The sequence below is a fragment of the Bacillus sp. EB V-12 genome, assembly GCF_056158125.1.
Genome location: NZ_JBUXJL010000009.1, coordinates 55,213 through 81,120, shown reverse-complemented (window position 1 = coordinate 81,120; position 25,908 = coordinate 55,213). Strand labels below are relative to the sequence as shown.

Sequence of the window (25,908 nt, the reverse complement as noted above, 5' to 3'; positions counted from 1 at the left end):
CGTTATATCAAATTGGAAAACGATGTAAATCAGAAGGGAGGGATATTGTGGCTAGAGTGAAGCGTGAAACAATGAGAAAAAGGATTGAAAAGGATCTAACAAATCAATTAAAAGAAAAAAAGATTGTAGGTAATCATTATACTGACTTAATTCAAGACTATTTATCGTTGTGGGATTTAAAGTGTGTTCTTGTTGATGATATTGAAGAAACAGGAATAAAAGTATCTGGCATGCATGGTCCGAAATCCAATCCTTCTATTAATGATTTACATAAAACAAATGATCGAATGATAAAGATTTTAGATGCACTTGGATTAGAAGCATCGGCAGAAGAAAAGAAAGTTCCTTCAAAACCTGTGCGCTCAGTTAAAGATTTAACATGATTCAAAATAATTATGTCACTGAATATATTGAGATGTATCGCGCAGGGAAAATTAAGCTGAATAAAGAGCGCATAATGCTAATTGAGTACCTGGAGAAATACATTTTAATACGCGATGATTTGTATTTCGATAATGAAATGCATGAGGACTATATAAAATTCACTGAGAAATGGTACTTTGAATTGCAAGCATTTCAAAAGTTCCTAACAGCATTCGTTTTTCTTTTCTATAAAGAAGATGATTCTGTTTTTTACGAGCAATTTTTAATTATGATGGCTCGTGGTGGTGGTAAAAACGGTTTAATTTCATCATTATGCCATTTCTTTATTAGTCCGCTGCACGGAATAGATCGATACAATGTTTCAATTGTGGCGAACAACGAGAAACAGGCCAAAGTTTCTTTTCGTGAAGTCTATGATGCTATTAAAGGAAAAAAAATACTAGAAGATATGTTTTATCGAACCAAGGTAGAGATACTGAGTAACGATACGCAAAGCATTATTCAATATCATACATCTAATGCTGGTTCTAAGGATGGACTTCGTGACGGTTGTGTTATTTACGATGAAATACATCGATATGAAAACTTTGATGTAGTAAATGTATTTTCTAGTGGACTTGGAAAAGTGCCAAATGCTAGAGAATTTTTTATTGGTACAGATGGCTTTGTCCGCGATGGATTCCTGGACAAAACAAAAGAGCGGGCGATGAATATTCTAAAGGGGAAAGATTTAGAAGATCCATTATTTCCTTTCATTTGCAAGATAGATAATCCAGAAGAAATTGATAATCCTGATGTATGGGAAAAAGCGAATCCGATGTTTAGCGAGCCGAGAAGTTCTTATGCTAAACAATTATTTAAAAAGGTATTAACTCAATATAAACAATTAGAAAATAATCCTTCAAACCGTGAAGAATTCATAACAAAACGTATGAATTATCCTGAAACAGATTTAACAAAGTCTGTAGCTTCATGGGAAGAAATCATGCGTACTGGTTTTGAAGAAGATGGGGAAACGCTCAGAGAGGTTCCAGATTTAAAACATAAAGTAGCTGTAGGCGGACTCGACTTCGCCAGCATTAAAGACTTTGCTGCGGTTGGTCTACTCTTTAAACATGGTGAAGATTATATATGGAAAGGTCATTCATTTGTACGTAAAGGATTTTTGGACAAGGTGAAATTAAAAGCACCTATATATGAATGGGCTGAAAATGGCTTACTAACTATTGTGGATGAACCAGTTATTAATATCTCTCACATTGTAGATTGGTTTGTAAAAATGCGTGAGTTATACGGTGTTAATACGATTGTAGCCGATACATTCCGCCTTGATCTTGTCAAAACGGCACTTGAAGCTGAAGGATTTATATTGTTATATATCCGTAATCCAAAGGCAATACATTCTCTTTTAGCACCAAGAGTTGAAACGTTGTTTGCAAACAATCGCATTATTTTTGGAGATAATCCATTGATGCGTTGGTACACTAACAATGTCTACGTCCACATCAAAAAAGACGGCAACAAAGAGTATCTGAAAAAAGATGAATTTAAGCGTAAAACAGATGGATTTCAAGCTTTTATTCATGCGCTATGGCAAGCGGATAACATTCTTGTGGATGAATTCGACTTTATGCTAGATGGTATTAAATTCTAATAAAGGGGGTGATAATCATTGGATGGCTAGATGCAGTATTTAAAAGAAATAGTGAAGTAGGATTTATGTTTGATGTGGAAATGTTTATTGAGAAAGCCAATAGAGTACACATGAAGCGACTGGCGATTGATACCTGTATATCCTTTTTAGGGAGAACAATTAGTCAGTCAGAATTTAGAGTGAAAAATGGTGAAGAATTTGAAAAGGATGAGCTTTACTATCGATTAAATGTCAGACCGAATAAGAATATGACAGCAAGTACCTTTTGGGAGAGTTTCATTTACAAACTTATTTATGATAATGAAGCTTTGATTATACAAGCGGATGATGGTGATTTACTTATTGCTGATGACTTTGAACATAATGAATATGCTGTGTTTGAAGATACTTTTACAAATGTCACCGTAAAAGATTATCAGTTTAAGAGAAGTTTTAAACAAAGTGAAGTCATTCATTTAAGATACAGGAATGATAAGTTATCACCTCTTATCGATGGTTTGTTTACTGATTATGGTGATTTATTCGGTAGAATATTAAGTTCTCAAAAACGTAAGAATCAAATTCGCGGAACAGTTGATATGGATATGCTTGCTGCAAAGAGTGAAAAACATCAAGCCAAACTTCAAGAATTCATTGATAACATGTATAAAGCAATTGGAGAAAAAGACGTTGCTATTATTCCACAACAACCAGGTTTTAAGTATGCTGAAACATCTGGCGGAGGGAATTCTGGTCAGAGTGTGGAGGAAATCAATAAAGTAACGAATGGCTTCTTAAATCAAGTAGCAATGGCTTTTGGTATTCCAACTGCTTTGATATATGGCGAGATGGCTGATGTGGAGAAGCAAACGAAAAATTATATGCTTTTCACAGTGAAACCTTTATTAAAAAAGATTTCTGATGAAGCAAACGTTAAATTTTTTGAAGAAGAAGAGTATCTTTCAGGTCAAAAAATTGAAGTTAAAGCTGTTTCTTATCAAAGTATATTTGATCTTGCGACAAGCATCGATAAACTCATTTCTTCAAGTGCATTTACAGGGAATGAGATTCGATTAGAAGTAGGATATGAAGTTTCTGATGATCCTAACTTAAATACACATCATATTACGAAAAACTATACGAAACTAACTGAATCTGAAGGAGGTGAGAATACAAATGACGGTGAAAATTGACGTTAAAGGACCAATTATTTCGAATGATGAAGCTTGGATTTATGATTGGTTTGAAATGGATGCTACAAGCCCAGGTAAGATTACAAAACAACTGGATAACGCAAATAGTGAGGATTTAATTGTATCAATCAATAGTCCTGGTGGTTATGTAGATGAGGGTTCGGAAATTTACACAGCATTAAAAAATTATCCTGGTCATGTAGAAGTTCAAATTGTTGGTTTGGCAGCAAGTGCAGCTTCTGTAATTGCGATGGCTGGTGATAAAGTTCGAATTTCTCCAACAGCAAAAATCATGATTCACAACGCTGCTAAGTGGCATGGTGGAGATCATCGTGACATGGAAAAGGCAGCCGAGATGTTAAAAATAACAGATCGAGCAATTGTAAATGCCTATGTCATTAAAAGTGGTAAATCTGAGGAAGAACTACTTAACATGATGGCTGAAGAAACTTGGATGGGTCCGCAACAAGCATTAGAAAACAATTTCGCGGATGAAATCATGTTTATGGAGAATCCAGTTAAAATGACGGCTTCAACGGCTACTGCTGCCATGCTTCCGCAGAAAGTAATCGATGGCTTTAGAAATGGAACCATGAACAAAGGCCAAGGAATTACAAAAGAAGATTTAAATGCAGCATTATCAGGATTGAAAAATGAAATTCTGAATGATTTACAAAACAATATAGAAGAACAACCAAAGGAGCCGAATCCTAAACCTGTAAAAAACAGTGGGATTAAAGGGCTCCTTTTAAAATTATAAAAAACGGAGGAAACACATAATGGTTATTAAATTTAATAAATCTGAAGCATTTAATAAGGCAAAAGCAAAATTGACGGATACTTTAACTAACGCGGAAAGTACAGAACAAGAACAAACGTCAGCGTTTGAAGGTTTCTTTGATGCACTACAAACAGATGTAGCAAATACAGTTCGTGAACAAGTAAATAACGATATGCTTGATCGTTCAATTTTACAGCAACGTGGTCAAAATGTTTTAACTTCATCAGAAACAAAATTCTTTAATGCAGTTGTTAAAGAAGGTGGATTTACAGATGGCTCAATCCTTCCTGTAACGACGCAAGAGCGTGTGTTTGAAGATTTAGTTACAGAACATCCCTTATTAGCTGAAATTGGTTTGCAAGACTTAGGAGCAGTTACGAAGTTTATTTACTCTGATGCAACGAAGGCGTATGTATGGGGCGAATTATTCGGGGAAATCCGTGGGCAAATTGATGCTATCTTCAAACAAGAAAAAATTGGTCAACTTAAATTAACTGCATTTGCAGCAATTCCGAATGATATGAAGGAACTTGGGCCGGAATGGATTGAACGCTATGTTCGAACTGTTTTAGTAGAAACATATTCTGTTGGTCTAGAATTTGGTTTTATTAATGGTGGAGGATCTGTAGCACATCAACCAGTCGGTTTAATGAAAGATGTAAATCCAGAAACAGGCGCTGTTACTGATAAAAAATCTTCTGGCAAATTAACATTTGCTCCGTCTGATAAAGGGGAAATTGTAGCAGGCGAACTTTATGAAGTAGTAAAAGCATTATCTGTTGATGCGAAAGGGAAATCCAGAAAAGTATTAAATAAAATTGTAATGGTAGTTAACCCGATTGATGCGATTGGCGTACAAGCACGTAATACAATCCAGACCTTAACAGGTCAATGGGTAATGGCATTGCCTTATAACATTAAACCTGTAGAGTGTGAGGAAGTTCCTGTTGGTAAAGCATTATTCTTTGTAAAAGGACAATATATTGCTGCAATCGCAGGTGGATACAAGCTAAAAGAATTTGATCAAACATTAGCTTTCGAAGATGCTACTCTTTATACAATTAAACAATTTGCTAATGGGAAACCGAAAGATAATAAAGCGGCTCTTGTTTTCGATTTAGAAATTTCATTTACACCACCAACTCCACCAGCAACTAAATAAGGAATGATGTAAATGGAAACAGTAATTTCAAATGAAATATTACAGGAATTTAAAGATAGGATGCACTTAGGGGATGAGGAAGATGATAACCTAAAGCGCATCCTTTCTACGTCTAACAAGGCATTAATTAGGGTTTGTGGGAATTATGATATAAATAAAGACGAGGAGTTCAAAGAATTAGTCTTTGAACGTTCTCGTTATGTTTATAACGATGCATTAGAGTATTTTGACAAGAATTTTTTAAGTCAGATTAATAGTTTAGGTATCGATAAAGCATTAGAAGAAATTAAATTGGACGGTGATTAATATGCGTCCTTTTCAGTACAAGAAACCACTAAATACAGGTGATTGTAGAAATCGAATTATCATTGAGCAACCTGAAGTAATAAAAGATGATTTGAATCAAGAAGTTGAAACAGGTAATTGGCAAGAAGTAAAAAAAGCATGGGCAATGATAAAAACGGTAAAAGGTTCAGAGTACATTGAAGCTTCGGCTTCACAGTCTACACGAATTTATCGGCTTGTAATTCCCTATACAACAGGAATTACAGAATTAATGCGAATTAAAATGAAGGATCGTATCTTTGACATTATCGAACCGCCAATGAATGATGATGAATTGTATCAAACATTGACTATTATCGCAAAGGAGCATGTTTAATATGAATGATTTTGCGAGCGAACTTGCTAGAGAATTGCAAAGATATGCAAATGTTGTGAAAGAAGAATTACTGACAGCGCAGGAAGAAGTTGCTGATGTTGCTGTAGAAAAATTAAAGCAGAAAAGTCCTAAAAAAACAGGTGCATATCGTAAAGGTTGGCGTAAGAAAAAAGAAGGCAATGGTGTTGTTATCTATAATACTCAAGGACAATTAACACATCTTTTAGAAAAAGGACATGCGAAAGTTGGAGGGGGGCGTGTTCCGGCACAGGTGCATATCCGTCCAGTTGAAGAGTATGTCATTGATGAATTGCCAAGACGTATCGAAAGGGCGGTTCAACAATGACATTAGGTGAATTAACGAAATTTCTTGAAGCTACAGGTTACCCTGTGGCTTATTCGCATTTCGTAGCAACGCCAGGTAATCCTGTACCAAGTCCTCCGTATATTTGTTTTCTTGCAGATGGATCATCAAACCTAATGGCAGACAACAAAGTGTATCACAAAATAAATGATGTAATTATTGAACTTTACACAACAAGAAAAAACTTAGTTGCAGAAGCCAAACTTGAAAAAGTCCTAGACGATCATGAGATTCCTTATGACTCACCGATTGAAGGGATTATTGAATCAGAAAATATGTACCAGAAAATATACGAAATGAGGTTGATATAAATGAGTAAAGAAAATAAAGTTACGTTTGGTTTGAAGAATGTACATTATGTCCCATTTGATATTCAAGATTTTTTAGTAAAGTTTGCGACACCGATTCCATTACCTGGTGGGGTTGAACTAACATTTGAACCACGTGGTGATTTAATTGAATTCTATGCAGATGACATGCTTTATTACGCAGCAAGTAATAACCAAGGTTACGATGGAACATTGAACATCGCTACTATTCCAGAACAATTTGCCATTGACGCATTGGGTGAGCAGTTAGATGAAACCGACGGTGTATTAAATGAATTAGCTGATGCGAAAGGGAAACCATTTGCATTACTATTTGAATTCGATGGCGATGTAAACGCTACTCGACATGTTATGTATAACTGTGCAGCGAGTCGTCCAACAATTGCATCTAAAACAAAAACAAATTCAGCCGAACCAAATACAAATGAACTGAAGTTTGTTTCTAGTCCAATCGTTTTAGCTCCTGGTGGAAGACCAATGGTTAAAACAAAAACAACATCTAAAACAACTCAAGCAATTTATGATAATTGGTACAAAGAAGTATACGTTAAAAAACCAGCAGCACCAAAAGGAGCGTAATAGTAAATGGAAAAGACAATTACAGTAGATGGCCAAGACATTCGTTTAAAAAGTACAGGAGGGACACCAGTCCGATTTAAAGCGCAATTTGGAAAGGATTATTTCGCACAACTTCTCAAGTTAGCACCACTTGGAAAAATCGATATGGAAAATCTAGACCCAAGTAAGTTAGATAGTGTGGATTTCGAAGTATTCTATAATCTTGTTTGGACTATGGCAAAAACGGCCGATCCAAAGATACCAGAGCCAATGGTCTGGCTAGATTCATTTGATGAGTTTCCAATCATCGAAATCTTAGAAGATATTCAAGATATGATAGCTTCCACAATTCAATCTAAAAAAAAGTTGTAGATAGCAATAATAATAGTCAACAAGGAGCGAATCAGGGTGATGTGTTCACCACTGAGACGTTCCTTGTTTTGTGTTATAAATGCAAACTTACAAAAGCAGATTTAGAAGATATGACAATTGGTATGTGCCTTGATTATATCGATGAATATTTAGAAATGCAGAAGCCACCGCAAGAAAAAACGCGTAAAGCAACGCAAGCAGACTTTAATAGTTTCTAAAGAAGAGAGGTGAGAAAATGGCAGGAAAAATTAAAGGAATTACGATAGAAATTGGCGGGAATACAGAGCCGTTACAAAATGCTTTAAAAGATGTAAATAAACGAAGTAATGATTTAACCAAAGAATTAAAAGATGTTGAGCGTCTTTTAAAATTCAACCCTGGTAATGTCGAAGCGTTGGCTCAAAAGCAACAATTACTTACACAAGCAATTGAAAATACAACCCAAAAGCTAGATAAATTGAAAGCAGCAGAACAACAAGTGCAAGCTCAGTTTCAAAATGGAAAGATTTCTGAGGAACAATATCGTGCGTTTAGGCGTGAAATTGAATTTACAGAAGGGTCACTTAATGGTCTGAAAAATAAGCTTGGAAATATGAAAGCTGAACAAGACAACGTAGCGAGTTCAACAAGGCAATTAGAAACATTATTTAGAGCTACAGGGAAAAGTGTTGATGATTTTGCAGGAGCGTTAGGAAATCGTCTTGTGAATGCAATTAAAAGTGGTACGGCTACCAGTAGACAGTTAGATCAAGCGATTGGTCTTATTGGTCGTGAAGCATTGGGAGCAGAAGCTGATATTGAAAAGTTACAACGTGCGCTTCGTTCTGTTGATGATGGTAATTCAATACAACAAGTTCGAAATGATTTAAGGGACCTTTCACGTGAAGCTGAAAGAGCAGGGAAAAGCTTCAAAGAATTAGATATCGGTTTAGAAAATATGTTAGGCGGAGCAATGGCGGCTGGTGGTATCTCAGGTGTAGCTGAAAAAGCACTTGAAACTTCGAAATTAAAAACGAAAATTGATGTAACTTTTGAAGTCCCAGCATCATCTAAAAAATCAGTTGAACAAGCTGTTCGAGGAATCGAAGCGTATGGTGTAGATGTGGAAGAAGCACTGGAGGGTACACGTAGACAATGGGCTTTAAATAAAACCGTAAGCGATACAGCTAACACTTCGATTGTAAAAGGTGCAGCGGCTATTTCAACGGCTTATGCTGGTATTGATTTTACAGAATTAATTCAAGAATCAAATGAGATTGGGAATGAGTTAGGAGTAACTAACGAAAGTGCTCTAGCATTAACAAATTCTCTTTTAAAAATGGGTTTTCCACCGGAACAATTAGATATTATCGCCGAATATGGTGGTCAGCTGACGCGAGCAGGCTACAATGCTGAAGAGGTCCAAGCAATCATGGCAGCTGGTGTTGAAACTGGAACATGGAATTAGATTATAGTTCCCTTGTATGGCGACATACATTGAAAAACTCCTTTAATTCAGTGAAACTCTCAAATGAGACAATACTGAGCGAAGCCTTTTAATTAAGGAACGTGCAACGACTAGTCGGAAGACGTAGAGTGTAAGCAAATGACACTCGAAACGGGGAGCAACTCAAGTAGTTGAAGATATAGTCTAATCTATGCGGTGACGTATAGCAGTTCATAAGAGAACGGGCGTGACGTTGCGAATCACGTTGAATGTAAATGATTGATAATCTCTTAGATGGTTTAAAAGAAGGGCGTGTCAAAGCGGCTGAATTCGGCCAAGGTGTCGATAAAGCTATGAAAGAATCCCTTGAAGGCACAAAAATTTCAGCAGAACAAGTTGAAAAATGGGGTCAGGCAGTAGCTAAAGGTGGTAAAGATGGATCGGCAGCTATGACTGAAATTGCACAGGCTTTATCAGAAGTTGAGGATGAAACAAAGCGTAATGAATTAGGTGTGAAATTTTTCGGTAGATGATAAATTGTGCCGAAGTAAAATCGCGGTATAAAGCAAGAAGGGTGAGATTCCTAATTTGAACCGAAGGCTATACAAAGTATAGTCAGGGGCAGAGCATAGAGGGTGAAAAGATATAATCCCTCCACGAGACCGCGACACTTATTAGTGAAAACGTATGCCGAACTTACAGGAAATGAACTGTAAGAAGTAGAGGATAAAAAGCCTTTACGATAACAAAATGACAATGTATGAAGATCAAGGGCAAAACATTATAAATACTTTACTAGGCGCTAAAGATAAAGTTGTTGATCTAAATGTAAGCCAAGAACAACTCAACGAAATGATCAAAAAAATGGATGCGAGTCCAGCTGTGAAGTTCCAAAAAGCAATGGGAGATTTGAAAATGGCACTTGAGCCACTTTTAGGCATAGTAGCCAACATTATTGGAGCATTTGCAAGTTGGGTTTCAGCACACCCGGCATTAGCCGCAGCATTAACCACAATTACGGTTGCATTAGGAATATTAATCGGAGCTTGCATGGCTTTAGCCCCGGTATTTGTCACCTTATCCAGTATAGCTGGAATAGTAGGTGTAAGTATTGGGGCTGTTGCTGGTCCAGTTGCATTAGTGGTAGGAGGATTTATAGCCGCCACCGCAGCGATAGTAGGATTGGTAATCGGAATAAAAAATTTGTGGCAAACAAATGAAGGCTTTAAAAATAGTATTACTGGTGTGATAAGTGGAATACAAAGTTTTATCGATATCTTAGTATCATTAGGTAAATATCTATTCTATACGGCTGTTGATGGGGATTATTTAAATGATTGGATTACACACTTACCAAAAGGGTTTCAAGATGCAGCTGAAATGATAGGATTGGCAGTAAGTAAAATACGTGAAGCGTGTCTTCAACTTTTTGATGCTGTAAAAGCTGTTTTTTCAGGAGATTTTAGCCAATTAGGAGAGATTTTTAAGACAATTGGTCCTTCTATAGCAGGGGCGATTATTGGTGGGCTTCCCGGTGTACTTATCTCGGTATCACGTTATTTGCCAGCGATAGCAGAGTATTTGAATGCAAACTCAGGAATTATTCTTGAGACAATTACAAACATCTTTACTAATATAGCTAATTTTGTAACAACAGCTTTACCACAATTTCTTGAAGTGGGATCTCAAATGATTTCAAGTTTTGTGAATGGTTTGGTTGTAGCGGCTCCAATTATCCTTGAGGCCATTGTTGGAATCATTAATACAATTTCACAAATGATTGCAACTTATCTTCCTATGATTGTTCAAACGGGAATCCAAATTATTCAAACCTTAATTTCCGGAATTGTACAGGTCTTACCTACTCTTATCGAGACAGGACTTCAATTGATTATGACTTTAATTAATGGAATTATGCAGATGATTCCGCAATTAATACCAATAGCTGTAACGATTATAGAAACCATTATTAATGGAATTATGTCATTTTTACCACAGTTAATTGAAATAGGAATAAATTTATTAGTTTCGCTAATCACAGGTATTACACAAGCTTTACCTATGATCGGTTTAGCAATTATTACAGTCATTACAACTTTGATCGAAGCAATTACGTCAAATCTACCAATGATTATTGAAGCTGGTGTTAAAGTTTTAATTAGCTTAATAGATGGAATCATTAAAATGCTACCGCAATTAATCGATTTAGCGATAAATCTTATAACGAAAATAGCGGATACATTACTAGCAAACTTACCTAAAATAATTGAATCCGGTATAAAAATTCTAATGGCTATTATCGATGGGATTGTAAAAGTCTTACCGCAACTTATTAATGCAGCCTTAGATTTAATTGTTAAAATAGCATCCACATTAATTGCGAATTTACCAAAGATACTTGAAGCAGGTATCAAAATTTTGCTTATGTTAATTGCAGGGATTGTCAAAGTCTTACCACAGTTAGTAGGGGCAGCACTTAATCTTATTATCACGTTAGCAGGGGAATTAATTAAGAATTTACCTAAAATCCTTGAAGCTGGTGTTCAATTAATTTGGGCATTAATAAAAGGTATTGTAAGTATGGTGGGACAGTTAGGTTCTACAATTGTGACTGATATTATACCGAAGATTGTTGATACTTTAAGAAAAATCGACTTATTTAAGATAGGTAAAGATATAATAAGTGGATTGATAGACGGTTTAGGAAGTATGGCCGGAAAAGTGTTAGATAAGGTGAAATCCATCGGTAGCAGTATTTTAGATGGTTTTACTGGATTCTTTGACATTCACAGTCCATCAAGATTAATGAGAGATCAAGTTGGTAAGCATATTGGAGCTGGTCTTGCGATTGGTATGGAAAACTCAATCGGCATAATAAACCGTGCATCACAAGCAATGAGCGAAGCAGCAGTACCAACAGTTAATGTTGGAAATATAGGATTACAGGCTAACGGATTATACCAGGGGCAAGGTGTAAATGGTGAATTTGCAGTCCCAGGTGGTGGGCTAGCAATTGAAGTGCCTGTAATTTTAGAAGGAAGAGAAGTTGCACGGGGTACTTATCGATATACAACCGAGTATCAAGATAGAGAAGCAAAAAGAAACTCAGACTTTTAAGTTTGGGTTTCTTTTATTTTATAAAGAAATGAGGTGTCAAAATGAGCTCTTTCAAATTTAACAATGAACGTAAAAATTATATCCAAATTGCAAAAGGTTGGAAAAGACCAACTTGGGCACCATTGAAACGGAATTTTCTAAGTACTCCAGGATATCCAGGGGCAAGATTATTAAATACACAAACAGAAATGCGTGTTTTATCAATTCCTGTAGGGATTATAGTTCCTGATGATGCTGATTTAGAAATGTTAAAAGAAGAAATTGCAAGTTGGTTAATAACAGATCAACCAGTAGAGCTTATTTTTGATGTAGAACCCAATAGAACATATTTAGCAGTTGTGGATGACAGTTTTGATCCAGATGAGTTTGTAACACTTGGAATAGGTACACTTAAGTTCATTTGTCCAATGCCATATAAATTAGGTCCTGTACAAAGTAAAACGCTTGCTATTGAGAACGGTGACTTAAAGTCTAACTTTATTAATAAAGGATCTGTAGAGTCTAATCCAACTATTGATATAACTGTAGGGGCAAAGAGTCCTTTTCTGGATGTATGGAATGGGCTAGAATACTTCAGACTTGGGTATCCAGTACCGGTACAGACGGTTGTAGTGTCTAGAGAGGAACGTATTTTATGGGACGAAATGACTGACTTAACTAAATGGACACCGTACACTCAAAAAATCGGTTATATTCAGCCCGCAGGTAGTTTTAAAGTATGGCAAGGTTACGCATTCTATGCTGAAGATTATGGTAATGGTACCGCATGGCATGGGCCTGTAATGACTAGAGCAATTCCTCAAGATACTACTGATTTTATTTTAGATTGCCAATTTACAATACGTTCTAATAGAGTTGGTCAGATGGGTTCTGTAGCTGTATTCCTTCTAGGAGATAATGATGAAGTTATGACCATGCTAGATTTAACAGATTACTACAATACTATGCAGAACATTAATGCTAGAGTTGGTGTAGGTTGGATGGAATCCGAAGTCAATAAAGATAACTATAGAATTATCGAATCTACAGGTGGTATTCGTGAAGGATCGTTCAATGATTTTAGAGGTCATTTGTCAATGAAGCGCGAGGGCAACAAGTGGTTTGCTAAAGCATCTAAATACAGAACGAATACAGAGATTGATAACGATACTGAATTAGATTACTGGATAGACATAAGCAACACATCTAAATATACAAGTATGAAGCCCAAAAAAATTGCTGTAGCAGTTACTAAATACGGAAATAATGATGCGATGGAAGTCGCATTTATTGAAGATGTTAAGTTTTACAAGATTAATCATTTCGATAAAGATGTAACACCTTATATTTTTGATATAGGAGATAAAATTCAAATAGACACAGAAAGATCATTAGTAACAATCAATGGAACAAATGCAATTGCACTAAAAGATATATTTAGTTCATTCCCTGTTATAAAAAGAGGGAAAAATGAAGTTATAATACGTCCAGCAAATGTAGGAATAGCAAAGTTAACGTATAGGGAGCGATTTAGATGAGTGCACCAAGTGGAGACTTACATGTTGTTGATTTTAAAACAAATCAAATCGTTTCAGCTATACAACCTAAAGACTATTGGGATGACAAACGACATTGGGAAATTAAAAATAATATCGATACATTAGAATTTAGGGTATTCGAAAATACAGATCATGCAGCAACACTTGTACAGCAAAATTTAGTATTAAAAGAAGTACGTGGCGGTAGAATCGTTCCTTATGTCATTACAGAAACGGAAAAAGATTCTAAAGATAGATCATTAATGGTTTATGCATCTGGTGAATGGATTCAGCTTGCTAAAGCAGGAATTATCGAGCCGCAAAAAATAGAAAGTAAAACATTGAAACAATGTATGGAAATAGCTCTTAAAGGGACGAAGTGGAAAATAGGTAAAACCGAACATGATGGAGCGCATTCAATGGTAATTGAAGAATTTACTGATCCATTGGATTTACTTAAGAAAATTGCGGCTTCATTTGAATTAGAAATTCAATATCGTGCTGAAGTTGTTGGTTCTAAAATCGTTGGACGCTATGTGGATATGGTTCAGAAACGAGGAAGAGATACAAGAAAAGAAATAACCTTTGGTAAAGATTTAATAGGAATTAAACGTATTGAGAACTCTCAAAGTATTTGTACAGCCTTATTAGGTTTTGTAAAAAAAGAAAACGGAGAATTCATTACAATCTCATCCATAAATAAGGGAGTTCCTTATCTTGTAGATGATGCAGCTTATCAACGCTGGAATGAGAACGGAAAACATAAATTCGCTTTCTACACTCCACAAACAGACGACCAAAATATGTCTCCAGAGAGACTGTTGACTCTAATGAAAACAGAAATGGGTAAGCTTGTGAATGCTTCCGTTTCTTATGGAGTCGATGCGCAAAATATAGCAAGAATACCTGGTTTATCACATGAGGAAATCAATGAGGGAGATACAATTCGAATTATAGATGAAGGGTTTACACCTAAGCTGTATATTGAAGCGCGAGCTATTGCTGGTGATGAATCTTTTAAAGATCCTACACTAGATAACTATGTATTTGGTGATTATCGTGAAATCGTTGATCAAAATGATGAGTTGCGAAGGTTGTATCAAAAGATACTAAGCTCGTTGTATGACAAGGTTCCGCAAGAGTTATTTGATCAATTAAAAGATAAAGTAAAAGAACAAAACAAAGACATCATTGATGCTAAAGATAAAGCTGATCAGGCACAAAAAGAAAGTCAAACAGCAAAAGATTTAGCGGAAACAACACAGAAATATATAGAGCAGAACATGGTTGATATTATCGAACAACCAACAGCTCCTACTGAGAATTTACGTGATGGAAAAACTTTGTGGATAGATAGTTCTGATCCTGAAAATAAGGTCCAGAAACTTTGGAAAGGTGGTCAATGGCAAAGGGTTACTCCAGATACAGGCCCATTAAAGCAAAGTATTAAAGATGTTAAGGAAGATATTGAAACAGCAAAAACAGAATTGAATCAAAAGGTTCAAGAAGCACAAAATCAGGCGACAGGACAATTCAACGAAGTAAAGGAAAGTTTACAAGGTGTTAGTCGCACAATTTCTAATATCGAAAATAAACAAGGTGAAATTGATAAGAAAGTAACTAAGTTTGAACAGGATTCTAATGGATTTAAAACTTCTATTGAATCGTTAACAAAAAAAGATACTGAAATCAGTAATAAATTAAATACAGTCGAACAAACCGTAGAAGGCACAAAAAAGACGATTTCTGATGTGCAGCAAACAACAAGTGAGCTTAAGAAAATAACAACTGAAATTAAAGAAGAGGCTGGGAAAATCAGTGAGAAGTTAACGAGTGTAGAGACCAAAGTAAATAACACTAAAATAGGTGGACGAAATGTTGTTCTCGGCACATCAATTCCAGCTAGTTTAATTGGTAATAATACAGCGAATCAAACTTTAAGTATTTATAATTTTGCAGGTGGGGATTCTAGTTCAATTCTAAATAAGGAAATTTGTGTTTCTTTTGATTGGAAAGTTGAAGGTACAACGACACCATCGGGTTCTATGTATATGCAAGGGAGCAATCCGTGGCCTCTTATTGCATCCAAAATTACATTTTCCCCTCAAAATTTAAGCGGCAAATATTTGGGTGTAATAACGATTAGTGGTAGTGCTTTTAAGGCTGTAAACATGAGATTAGATAATTTCACAACTGGAGCAAAAATTACAGTATATAATTTTCAAATTGAAATAGGCAATAAAGCTACCGAATGGACACCAGCTCCAGAAGATCAAGTAACAACCGATGAATTCACCAAGAAAACAACAGAGATTGAAAAAAGTGTGGAGGGTGTTACAACTAAAATCTCAACCGTTCAAAAAGATCAAAATACAATGCAATCCACCTTGAATCAAGTTAAACAAACAACAGATTCTAATTCTCAAACCATTACAACGTTATCTCAAACGCAAGGTAAACAGGGAGAGGTTATTCAACAAAATACGAATGATATCACACAGTTGAATAATCAAATGAAATCTAAAGTGTCTGATACACAAATGCAGGAATATGTAGGTGGCTTAGGAAGCACGAACTTACTATTTAATGCTGCATTTGAAGACCGAGTAATAAACGCTTCCACAGGAGCTGTAACAAATACAACCCCAAGTACAACGAAATGGAGCATTGTAGGTACAGGTTCAGGGATTACTATAGTTCCTGAGAGTGCTAGGCATCATGAAGGTTACAATTCTGTCAAAATTACAGCTACAGGGCAAACTGCTAGTAAGTGGTCTGGTATCATGCAGCGTGTTCCAGCTGTACAAAATGGCGGTGATCATGTATTCTCCGCTTGGATATACGTCCAGGATAAGAATACACTTGATAATGGTGGAGCGATTAAACTTCAATTCTTTAATGGGGCAAATGCAGTTTCAACATTTGTACAAACCGAGTTTAAAGATTTATTAGTCAACAATTCTTGGGTACTAGTATCTGTTAAAATTACTTCTCCTAACGTAGCGGTAACGCATTTACAAGGTGACATATGGGTTAGACAGAACGGTACAATTTGGGTATCTCAACCCCAATTACAACAAGGATCTACTCGTTCTACATTCATGGAGAATCCAAAAGATTACGCCAACTATGACCAGCTTGTTGGTGAGATTGCTAAAAAAGTAGCTACTAGTGATTTCAATAATAAATTCACTCAAATGGAGACTACGATCAATCAGCAATCTCACCGAATTGACTTAAAGGCAGAAGCTACAAATGTTTACACGAAAATAGAAGCAGACGGTACATTTGGAAGCAAAGCTATTGTAGAATCTCATAGTTCTCAGTTATCTGTAATGAGTAATGAAATTAGCACAAGAATTAAAGCTGGTGAAATAGCTTCCGCAATTAACCAAACAGCTCAAGCTGTATTGATTCAGGCTAGGAAAATTTATCTTGACGGATACATTGAAGCAAAACACTTAAGAGCACAAGAATTAGTAGGAGTTACTATCAAAACAGCACCACAGGGTTCTAATAGTAACCACATCCGCTTAAATGCACAGGACATGACTTTATATGGAAGTGGCGCTAATCGTGCTTATCTTGGGTTTATGGAGACAACAGATGGAAGTATTCAACCTTCACTCGTCCTTGGTTCTGACAATATTAAATACAGGGGTGCAGGAGCTTTCTATATGTATCAAGCGACTCCGCGAATCAATGGATTCGAACAACCTTCTAAAGCTTGGGCTAAATTTGGAATCTCTAAAGGAGAAAACGCTGAAGGGAACAATATATGGTCATCATATATTCAAATGCAAAATGATGGTGGTCATATGGACATATATGCAGATGGGAAGTTACGTTTAAAATGTTTGAATAATATTGAGATAGAATCTGAAGGATGGACATCTGGAGCTGGTTCCTTCAGCGTGACCACAACGGAGCCTCATGCTTTTACAAATAACTGGGGACAGTTTACTTTCAAAAGAAAAGGCAGTGACTATAAAATACATTTCTTAAACGGCGCCACCGATCATGATTTAATCATGGGTAATGCAATGATAAGGTCAAGTTTTGTACAAGGTTATAACAATGGCTTGCAGATTAAAGATATGATGGGTCAGGGATGGAAAGATATAGAATTAAGAACGCTATATGCGCAAGAGGATGCGATAGCTACTCAAAATATGTGGGCAAAAGCCTTTAAGACTACATCGGCTAGAAATATGAAAGAAAATATAAAAGATATTCCTTTCTCAGCTCTTGATAAAATCATGAGTTTGGCTATAAAACAATACAACTTTAAAGACGATATGTATGATCTGTATCAAATGCGCGTGAACAAACCAGAGGAACAAACAGAACCATATACAACAAAAGAAATTGAAACCTATTTTGGTATGATTGCAGACGATACGGATGCTATTTTTACAGATAAAGAGAAGCGGGCCATTAATTTATATAATACTGTTTCTATTCTTATTGCAGCTTTCCAACAGCAGTATCATGAATTTAACGAAGGATTAACTACTGTTAAAGGTGAGAATAAACAACTAAAAGAGCAGGTTGCGACACTAACAAACGATGTGTCTACATTAACAGAATTAGTACAAAAATTAATAAACGGGAAACCAGAGCAGCTATAAGCTGGTCTTTTTTTATTATCTAAAAAAGGAGAGGAAAAGATGGATCGTATTGATGTATTATTAAAAACCTTTATCGCCACTTTTGGTGGCTTCTGTGGGTATTTCTTGGGAGGATGGGATGCAACATTGAAAGTCCTAGTAATCATGGCAACTATCGACTATATCACAGGAGTAGTCGCAGCGGGATATAACGGAGAGTTAAAAAGTAAAGTTGGTTTCAAAGGCATCGCCAAAAAGGTGGTGCTTTTTCTTTTGGTTGGAGCAGCTGCTCAACTAGATTCAGCACTTGGAAGTAACAGCGCAATTCGTGAAGCAACTATTTTCTTCTTCATGGGCAATGAGTTACTTTCACTGTTAGAAAACGCTGGTCGTATGGGAATCCCCTTACCTTCAGCATTAACAAATGCAGTTGAAATTTTAGGTGGAAAACAAAAACAAGAAGAGAAAAAGGGAGATGTTCAATAATGGAAATCAGAAAAAAATTAGTTGACCCAAGTAAATATGGTATAAAGTGTCCGTATACAATGAATCCAGAATTCATTACAGTTCACAATACTTATAATGATGCTACAGCAGAAAATGAAGTATCTTATATGATTCGCAATGATAACCAAGTATCGTTTCATATTGCGGTAGATGATAAAGAAGCTGTACAAGGAATTCCTTTAGAGCGTAACGCTTGGCATTGCGGTGATGGTGGTGGTAATGGTAATAGAAAGTCTATCGGAGTTGAGATTTGCTACTCTTTAAACGGTGGAAATCTATATTATAAAGCAGAAGGTAATGCAGCTATCGTTGTAGCCCAACTCATGAAACAGTACAATATTCCAATTAGTAAAGTTCGCACACACCAATCATGGAGTGGAAAGTACTGTCCTCATCGTATGTTAGCAGAAGGACGTTGGAATAGCTTTATTGAAAGAGTCCAAAATGCATACAATGGAGGTGGTAAAGTAACTCCTACACCTATTCCGCCGTCAACTAACGGGACAGGTATTGCGTATATTGAAGGGAATGGCGTTAACCTTCGTAAAGGTCCAGGTACTGGATACGGGATTATTCGTCAATTAGGTAAAGGTGAGTCCTACGAAGTATGGGGACAATCAAACGGATGGTTAAACCTTGGTGGCAATCAGTGGATTTATAATGATCCATCATACATTCGTTATACAGGAGGGGATGCACCGGCAACTTCTAAATCTACAAATGATGGTATTGGTGTAGTGACCATTACAGCTGATGTATTACGTGTTCGTACTGGTCCTGGAACTAACTATGGAGTCGTGAAAAATGTGTACCAAGGTGAAAAATATCAATCGTGGGGATATAGAGACGGTTGGTATAATGTTGGCGGCGACCAATGGATTTCTGGTGAATATGTGAAGTTTGAAAAGTAAAACATACTATGTAACAGCAAATGAAGCCTATGTTTATGTAAAGTAATTAAAAAGCTGAAAATAATTAGTCAGCTTTTTAATTACTATAATCTAGTATTTATCAGTCCAAAAGACAGGTTCTTTGCCTTTAAGTTGGCACTGAAAATCTTACCAATGTTTCTTGTTACAATGGCAACAAATAAAGAAACATTTACAACGACACTTATTTCGATTGAACTTCCAATCGTCATCACAATGGTGCTTGTTTTTAGATTTCCACCAATCGTCATCACAATGGTGCTTGTCTTTAGATTTCCACCAATCATCACAACAATGATTTTTCTTAGAACTCCAGCAATCATTATTCCAGGACATTCTTTTATACCTCCCTTCAATTAGGGTTAGTATTATTCTATGTTTTAGCAAAAAAACTGCTTGTTTATTAACCTATTATTATACTTTTATATGATAGAGAGCTTTCTAATAGATATAGAATTCATAAAAACTATGCTAATTTTCAAGGGAGAGTGGATAGAATTACTGATTATGAAATTAATCAACACACACTTATCAAAGAAAACATTCTAATTTAAAATAATTTCTTATTTGGGAGTATACTGTCTTGAATGTATATCTCAAAATTGAATAGGTAAAAGATTTTATGTAACAACAAATAAAACTTCAGTATATGTAAAGCGATTTTTTACGAATATATAGTTTGATAAAAAATAAAAATCTTTATTTGGTAACCGTGTTCATATCTTGATATCCAAAATTTAATTCAAGATAATCCATGTAATAAGGACTTCATAATTTTATCGAATTTGCGAGATACGTTGAAAACAGATAGTGTATCTCTATAAAAATGTTAATTTTCTGAATTTTCAATAAAAATGATTAGATTATACTAACTTAATGATAATGATTAAAAAGGCTACTATAGAACCCAAACGTTAATGGAAGAAAGACATATACAAGTATTATGAGTTTGAAATTTTAATAAACTCTAAAATCTTATAAAAAGAGGAGCATAAAACATGAGCGAACAATGTCCAATTAATGTACCATGTCAGGTAGCGGGGCAAACCCAAACACCATTAAGTGATGAGACTGCAACACCAATTGTTACTCCAGGAGCACCCATTGTAAAGATTCCAGTTGTATTAGCTGAAAGAACGCTTCAAATTGTTGTAGAGTCCGATATTTCATTAGAGCCTCCAGCAGTCGAAATTAAACGCATCTTAAAAAACGTATTTTTAACACAATGTAAGTTAGTGCCTGTAGCATTCGTACCAGTACCAGGTACACCTTACCGACGAGTTACAAGAGCCAAATTATTTGTACAAGGCTATATTCGTAAAAATATTGAATATGCAAATGAGGAGTGTAATGGAGTTCTATATGATCGTATTGCAAATGTTCCATTCTCTGGCTTTGCAGATCTGACAGAAGGTGATTTTCTATCATTAGCTTTAGTAGCTTCTTCTTCGGACACTACTTCTCATTTTATAAATCCTAAAAACGGTGATTTACCACGTCTAGACAAATATTTCTTTGAAAATGCAGTTTTTTATAACGAACAACCATATTGTGAATTAGTAAGCGCTCAATTTTTTGAATTAGACTTTTCACCTTGTCCTACAGACCTAAACGAACCATTTGATACGCTTCGTGAAAAAATTGTACTAGATCTTACTTTAAAAGTTTTACAAGTACAACAAGTACAAGTAGCACTATAAAAATAAAAAGAAATTGTCTTTGTTAAAAAGACAATTTCTTTTTTATTTTTATACAACATATATAATGATGAAATGGTCACATACAAAAATAAATTTTTTGAATTTCATTAGACGGGGGGATGGTGATGAAAAATCCATGGATTGGTAAGGGAAAATGGGATGAAATTTACAAGTATAAAAAACTGAATATACAAGATAATTCACACGAAAAAAGAGGGGGAAAAGAAGAAGTACCACCTGAATTAAAGGGAGAAGATGTAGCATCAAAATTAGAGAAAGAAGGTAAAGCGTCTGGATCACAAATAGGGCCTTTAATACGCTCACTGGTGGTCAAAACTCCATTTTCTATTTTTTCAGAAGTAACTAGTTTTAAAATATATCCAAAAATAAATGTGAAAAATCAAGAAGCATTTGTATTTAGGAATGAAAAAGGTATAGAAGGGCGTGAATTAGATTGTAAGTTATTAACTACAGTGCAACAATATTATTCGGATAGTTATTGTAAATTAGTTTCTTTAAATCTTCATGAGAAGAGAATTCATTTTGAATTATATAACCAAAAAAATAAAGGGAATAAAGAAGAGAATAAGGTAGAGGCATCTTCATGGATTCCTATTCACAGTATAATATTAGAGAGTGAAAATGGGGAAGACGTAAATAATTTTATTACAGCGAAACTACCAATAGAAATAGGAAGATATAAAGGTGAAATTAGTTTACGAGAAAAGGTTGTATTTAAAGAAAAAGTCATAGGAATAAAAGAGGTTGAACAGGAGATTATTTTGACAAAAACCGAATTTTTAATACCAAAGGTAAAAAAGAATGAGCAAAATACACTTACAGTTGAAAAAGGGAGCTTATTGGTAGAAGGGTATATATATCAATGTATTGAATACATATCAGAACAAAGTAAACTTCATGATAATGAGCATCAGTTAATACAAAATATTGTATTGGAGTTAATCATTCAAGTAATACAAGAACAAGAAGTACAAGTGCGAATTAATTAAAAATAATTATATTCCCTCGATTAGCTGACTATTTTTATTCGTAGTGTATCGATGGGTATTCTTTTGTAAATCATTCAGTGCTGCAAACTATTTGTTAAATTGTTTATCCTTAATAAATTCAATTTTACATTCTTACTAAATTGTATGAATCTCCTCTGGTTTATGTTTAAAAAAAGTGCTAACAAGTTTGCAAACAATCTTGCTAACACTTATACAGAATAGACATAAATTATCGCTGATATGTCGTTTTTAAAAATAGTCTTAATCAGTTAAATCACACTTATACGAAATGCTCATAAAAACCGTCTTAATATCAAGAATATAATCACCCAGATATTCCTTTACTTTTAAGACGGAAACGAGGCATGATATTGATTTCTACCTCAGAGTTTGCGTCAAATAATAAAAAAATACGGTTTGTAAAACTAAAAATACAACAAGCTACAACCGGCATGAAATGGATTAAGATATTTAGAAATTTAAAAGATGATTTTCAAATAGGGGGAGAGGTGGATTTAGACCATATTCTCCAATATCCGAAAGATTATATTGTAGGGGAAAATAAAAGGGTGTTATTTCCATACAATGAGAGAATTTATAAAGTTCGAGGTACTAAAATAGAACCGGGTATAACAGTAAAGGAAAGAGAGTATTTATTTAAAGAATTTCAGCGTAAATTCTCTTATTTCACAATACTTCCAGAATGTAAAAAGGTAGCAACAAATAACAAAAATGAATTATTTCCTTTATTTGCACCAAAAGGATTAGAGACATTAACATTAGAAGTTTGGTCTGAAAATATAGCGCTGGAAATAGAACAAGCATTACTTGATAGCAAAATTGTTTTGACTAAAGTTGGTGAAAATTCTTATGTATTGAATACAGATTTTCCGGTGTTATTAAAGATTGTGAGATACAATATTGAAAAGGTGTTACAAAATCCATATAAAATGCAATATTGCCAAAAATATAAAACAAATCTTGTAGATGATGTTAAGAAAGCTGTCTATGCTACCGCGGGTGAGCGCAGTGATGCGACATTAGCATTAATCGCAATGAAAAATTGTGATGGACGCGAAAAAATTGATCCAAAACAAATCATTAGAGAGGGATTTGCAAGAACAAACCGTATTTCAACATTTATTAATTTATTTATAGGACAAAATGTATCTCGTAAAACAATTGTAAATAGTGTTTTTAGTCTATTAGAACAAAAAGGATTTTTGAAGCGTAGTTGGAATAAGATAAATTTACCTTGTACATATGTTAGTTTATCAATTGAACGAATATCGAAATTCGATTTCTTACCTATTTTTTCAAAAATAAAAGGAAAAGAAATTTTATATAAATTATATGGGAGTACAGAGTGGCAAACGATTGATTACGTATTATTAAATATAAATAAACATAATGCATTTTTACCACAACCATCAAAGAGAAATGATATGGGGGCTCTTTTTAAACAATATGTTTTCGAAACATTAATGGAAATTGTACAATATGCAAAAGAACAAAATGAACAAGTTTACTTCATTGTAGATGCAAATTTGAGAAAATATTGGATAAAAGAGTTACAAAATAAAGAAATTAATATAGATATTTTACCTGATATTGTTCCAGAGGTCTTAAAGGTTCCAAATTTAAATATTATTAGAATAAATACAGGTTTTGATGTACCAAGTTACGGTGTAATAGAGCGGGATGATGCTCTAGATAGCATTGGCTTATATGCAGATCAAAAAGGGATGTATTATAGCACTGGTGAATATTCACTTAATTGTAGTGGGATTTTTCAGCGATATATACTTGAAATTTTACCATTGGGTGTAAAACCTGTAGAAAGGGATTATATCGCTAAAATGATACATTACATGTGCTGTAATTCTAGTATGCTTTCGAAAAAGAATGTACACATGACATATTCCGTACATATGGAAAAAGTAATGAAGACTTATATTACTGACATAGATGCAAGAGAGTTTAAAGAATTTGATGATGAATTGGATGTAGATGTAGTAAAGGTAGAAAAGAAAGATTCAATTACTCTACTTTAAATACTAGTAAACAAATCCTGCTCGTTATATCGATCAGGATTTGTCATTTTTTTATGTAAATAAGGATATCCTTTGTCAAGTATCTTTTCGTTTACATATTTACTTTATGTGCAGACAGGATTAATATGTTTTTTAGAAATACAAAAACTATATCATATGGAAAAAGATTTTTATTAATTGAAAAAATTTGAAAGGAATGGGGAATTGTGAAGAAATTAGATGTGCTCTTAATGCTATTGAGCGGCCTCTTTCCAATTGCAGGACTTACAAAGCAAATCCCTCTAGAACAATCTATATATATTGGAGGGCTTTTATTTTTTACTAGTTTCGGTAGTTATTTTGCTAAAAAGATGTATTCACGTATATGCAGCTGGATAGCGTATGCGCCATTTATAACATTACTGTTAGTTATTTGGCATCAGGATATTTCAACAAGTTCAATCATAACAAATGCAAAAATTGCTGCATGTGTCGCGTTAATTCCATGTTTATTCCGTTTTCGTACATATGGACTTACTTTGGGCTTATTCTCATTATGGGCCGCTTTACTATGGGATATAAAAGAAGTACAGTCGTTAGTCATACTTGAACGCATAACGAGTTTAATGACAAGCCATTATGTATATATATTACTATTAATTGGAGGACTTGTATTAGGAGGATTACTTGCGATGTTCATTCACCGCAAAGAGAAAGATAATAATAAAGAAAATATAAATCTACTTGGACCAAAAAAGAAACGCAAAAGATTATCAATTAAGATTAGACTTCCAAGATTGCCGAAATTAAAGATGAAACTATTTAAGTTTGGTGGGAAAGAATCTAAAAGTAAAATGGCAGAAAAGAACCATGAGTATAAGTACGAAGAACCAGTTGCAACATATGAAATGACAGAGCAAATAGATCCATACAAAGAAAATGCAGTTCAAGGTCAAACAAGGATGGAACGCCGAAGAAATAGGTATAATGCATAATGAAGTTTAATAACCCCGTAATGACTTATCTTAATATTGATAAATCATTACGGTTTTTTTATGTAATGAAATGAAGGTTGCTATTGCGGAGGGGAACAGCATATTTTATAGGTAGGAACCAAAATGAAATAAGGGGAGGATAAAATGCTTATCATTACATATATATCTGCTTGTATATTATTCTTAGTTAGCTTTTTACATGTATATTGGGCTTTCGGAGGTAATTGGGGGACAAATAGTGTTATTCCAACTAAATCAGGGGAAAAGGCGTTTACACCTCGCGCCGGAATGACATTGTTCATTGCATTATTATTAAGTATGGCAGCAATAATTTTGTTGCAACAAGCAAATATTGTTCATTTTGCAGTTCCTAATGTTATTATTCAAGTCGGTTCCTGGATTTGTATGATCGTCTTTTCTATTAGAGTAATTGGTGAATTTAACTATTTTGGTATCTTTAAACGCCAAAAAGATACGCACTTTGCAAGAATGGATACCGGTTTATATATTCCACTTTGTGCATTTTTATCTTTATCTTTTTTATTAGCAATAATTTTGTGAGTGAATAATAGTAGTTTCCGTTCTCAAAATATATGTAAACGTGAGAAATCTAAGAGTAAATAAAAA

The 25,908-nt window shown here is 34.6% G+C and carries 24 protein-coding genes and 1 pseudogene; 24 read left to right on the top strand and 1 reads right to left on the bottom strand.

What is annotated here, in order from left to right; translation table 11 throughout:
• The first annotated feature begins 47 nt into the window (after positions 1-47).
• The 19 genes and pseudogenes from ACZDYH_RS23225 to ACZDYH_RS23135 all read left to right on the top strand — a co-directional run bounded on the left by ACZDYH_RS23225 (position 48) and on the right by ACZDYH_RS23135 (position 19,525).
• Positions 48-383, top strand: coding sequence for a P27 family phage terminase small subunit (locus ACZDYH_RS23225; protein WP_000124848.1), 336 nt, complete (start codon positions 48-50; stop codon positions 381-383).
• Entirely contained in the window at positions 380-2,038 is a 1,659-nt protein-coding gene (locus ACZDYH_RS23220; protein ID WP_474887266.1) for a terminase TerL endonuclease subunit, read from the top strand. The genes ACZDYH_RS23225 and ACZDYH_RS23220 overlap by 4 nt, the downstream gene beginning before the upstream one ends.
• 8 nt (positions 2,039-2,046) lie before the next feature.
• Positions 2,047-3,210, top strand: a complete 1,164-nt coding sequence (locus ACZDYH_RS23215; RefSeq protein ID WP_425592477.1) for a phage portal protein — start codon at positions 2,047-2,049, stop codon at positions 3,208-3,210.
• On the top strand, positions 3,194-3,970 hold the full coding sequence (locus tag ACZDYH_RS23210; protein ID WP_000216402.1) for a head maturation protease, ClpP-related: 777 nt from the start codon (positions 3,194-3,196) through the stop codon (positions 3,968-3,970). Before ACZDYH_RS23215 ends, ACZDYH_RS23210 begins: the two co-directional genes overlap by 17 nt.
• Before the next feature lie 19 nt (positions 3,971-3,989).
• Complete coding sequence (locus ACZDYH_RS23205; RefSeq protein ID WP_474887263.1) at positions 3,990-5,153, top strand: phage major capsid protein; 1,164 nt, start codon at positions 3,990-3,992, stop codon at positions 5,151-5,153.
• A 12-nt stretch (positions 5,154-5,165) separates the two neighbouring features.
• Entirely contained in the window at positions 5,166-5,459 is a 294-nt protein-coding gene (locus ACZDYH_RS23200; protein ID WP_406904004.1) for a hypothetical protein, read from the top strand.
• 1 nt (position 5,460) lies between these two features.
• Positions 5,461-5,814, top strand: a complete 354-nt coding sequence (locus ACZDYH_RS23195; protein WP_474887262.1) for a phage head closure protein — start codon at positions 5,461-5,463, stop codon at positions 5,812-5,814.
• A gap of 1 nt (position 5,815) precedes the next feature.
• Positions 5,816-6,160, top strand: coding sequence for an HK97 gp10 family phage protein (locus ACZDYH_RS23190; protein ID WP_406904003.1), 345 nt, complete (start codon positions 5,816-5,818; stop codon positions 6,158-6,160).
• Positions 6,157-6,489, top strand: coding sequence for a hypothetical protein (locus ACZDYH_RS23185; RefSeq protein WP_326264522.1), 333 nt, complete (start codon positions 6,157-6,159; stop codon positions 6,487-6,489). Before ACZDYH_RS23190 ends, ACZDYH_RS23185 begins: the two co-directional genes overlap by 4 nt.
• Positions 6,490-7,086, top strand: a complete 597-nt coding sequence (locus ACZDYH_RS23180; RefSeq protein WP_016125877.1) for a major tail protein — start codon at positions 6,490-6,492, stop codon at positions 7,084-7,086.
• A 6-nt stretch (positions 7,087-7,092) separates the two neighbouring features.
• Entirely contained in the window at positions 7,093-7,437 is a 345-nt protein-coding gene (locus tag ACZDYH_RS23175) for a hypothetical protein (protein WP_000415940.1), read from the top strand.
• Between the two features lie 68 nt (positions 7,438-7,505).
• Positions 7,506-7,655 carry a hypothetical protein gene (locus ACZDYH_RS23170; RefSeq protein WP_000338227.1) on the top strand — a complete coding sequence of 50 codons (150 nt, stop codon included), beginning with the start codon at positions 7,506-7,508 and terminating at the stop codon, positions 7,653-7,655.
• 17 nt (positions 7,656-7,672) lie between these two features.
• Positions 7,673-8,881: pseudogene (locus ACZDYH_RS23165) on the top strand (hypothetical protein); the annotation flags it as partial.
• A gap of 257 nt (positions 8,882-9,138) precedes the next feature.
• On the top strand, positions 9,139-9,396 hold the full coding sequence (locus tag ACZDYH_RS23160; protein ID WP_015945795.1) for a hypothetical protein: 258 nt from the start codon (positions 9,139-9,141) through the stop codon (positions 9,394-9,396).
• Between the two features lie 217 nt (positions 9,397-9,613).
• Entirely contained in the window at positions 9,614-11,980 is a 2,367-nt protein-coding gene (locus ACZDYH_RS23155) for a phage tail protein (RefSeq protein WP_474887261.1), read from the top strand.
• A 41-nt stretch (positions 11,981-12,021) separates the two neighbouring features.
• Entirely contained in the window at positions 12,022-13,497 is a 1,476-nt protein-coding gene (locus tag ACZDYH_RS23150; RefSeq protein ID WP_406904000.1) for a distal tail protein Dit, read from the top strand.
• Positions 13,494-18,128 (top strand): phage tail spike protein, encoded by a 4,635-nt coding sequence (locus ACZDYH_RS23145; RefSeq protein ID WP_406903999.1) that lies wholly within the window; start codon positions 13,494-13,496, stop codon positions 18,126-18,128. Before ACZDYH_RS23150 ends, ACZDYH_RS23145 begins: the two co-directional genes overlap by 4 nt.
• Before the next feature lie 39 nt (positions 18,129-18,167).
• The gene (locus tag ACZDYH_RS23140) at positions 18,168-18,593 is read left to right on the top strand and encodes a phage holin family protein (protein WP_065212680.1); all 426 of its coding nucleotides are present in this window, start codon (positions 18,168-18,170) and stop codon (positions 18,591-18,593) included.
• The gene (locus tag ACZDYH_RS23135; RefSeq protein WP_065212679.1) at positions 18,593-19,525 is read left to right on the top strand and encodes an N-acetylmuramoyl-L-alanine amidase; all 933 of its coding nucleotides are present in this window, start codon (positions 18,593-18,595) and stop codon (positions 19,523-19,525) included. Before ACZDYH_RS23140 ends, ACZDYH_RS23135 begins: the two co-directional genes overlap by 1 nt.
• An 83-nt stretch (positions 19,526-19,608) precedes the next feature.
• Here the strand turns inward: ACZDYH_RS23135 and ACZDYH_RS23130 are convergent, their stop codons facing one another.
• Positions 19,609-19,866, bottom strand: a complete 258-nt coding sequence (locus tag ACZDYH_RS23130) for a hypothetical protein (protein WP_406903998.1) — start codon at positions 19,864-19,866, stop codon at positions 19,609-19,611.
• A 675-nt stretch (positions 19,867-20,541) separates the two neighbouring features.
• On the opposite strand from ACZDYH_RS23130, the gene ACZDYH_RS23125 reads away from it, so the two are divergent.
• From ACZDYH_RS23125 to ACZDYH_RS23105, 5 genes are all read left to right on the top strand, one after another.
• A complete protein-coding gene (locus ACZDYH_RS23125; protein ID WP_065212677.1) occupies positions 20,542-21,243 on the top strand; it encodes a CsxC family protein in 702 nt (233 codons plus the stop codon).
• A 125-nt stretch (positions 21,244-21,368) separates the two neighbouring features.
• On the top strand, positions 21,369-22,253 hold the full coding sequence (locus ACZDYH_RS23120) for a BC_2427 family protein (protein WP_139846786.1): 885 nt from the start codon (positions 21,369-21,371) through the stop codon (positions 22,251-22,253).
• Between the two features lie 371 nt (positions 22,254-22,624).
• Entirely contained in the window at positions 22,625-24,307 is a 1,683-nt protein-coding gene (locus ACZDYH_RS23115) for an RNaseH domain-containing protein (RefSeq protein WP_025710282.1), read from the top strand.
• Between the two features lie 206 nt (positions 24,308-24,513).
• Positions 24,514-25,281, top strand: coding sequence for a DUF3959 family protein (locus ACZDYH_RS23110; protein ID WP_006926091.1), 768 nt, complete (start codon positions 24,514-24,516; stop codon positions 25,279-25,281).
• Between the two features lie 144 nt (positions 25,282-25,425).
• Positions 25,426-25,842, top strand: a complete 417-nt coding sequence (locus tag ACZDYH_RS23105; protein WP_000905571.1) for a DUF3995 domain-containing protein — start codon at positions 25,426-25,428, stop codon at positions 25,840-25,842.
• Positions 25,843-25,908: the final 66 nt, after the last annotated feature.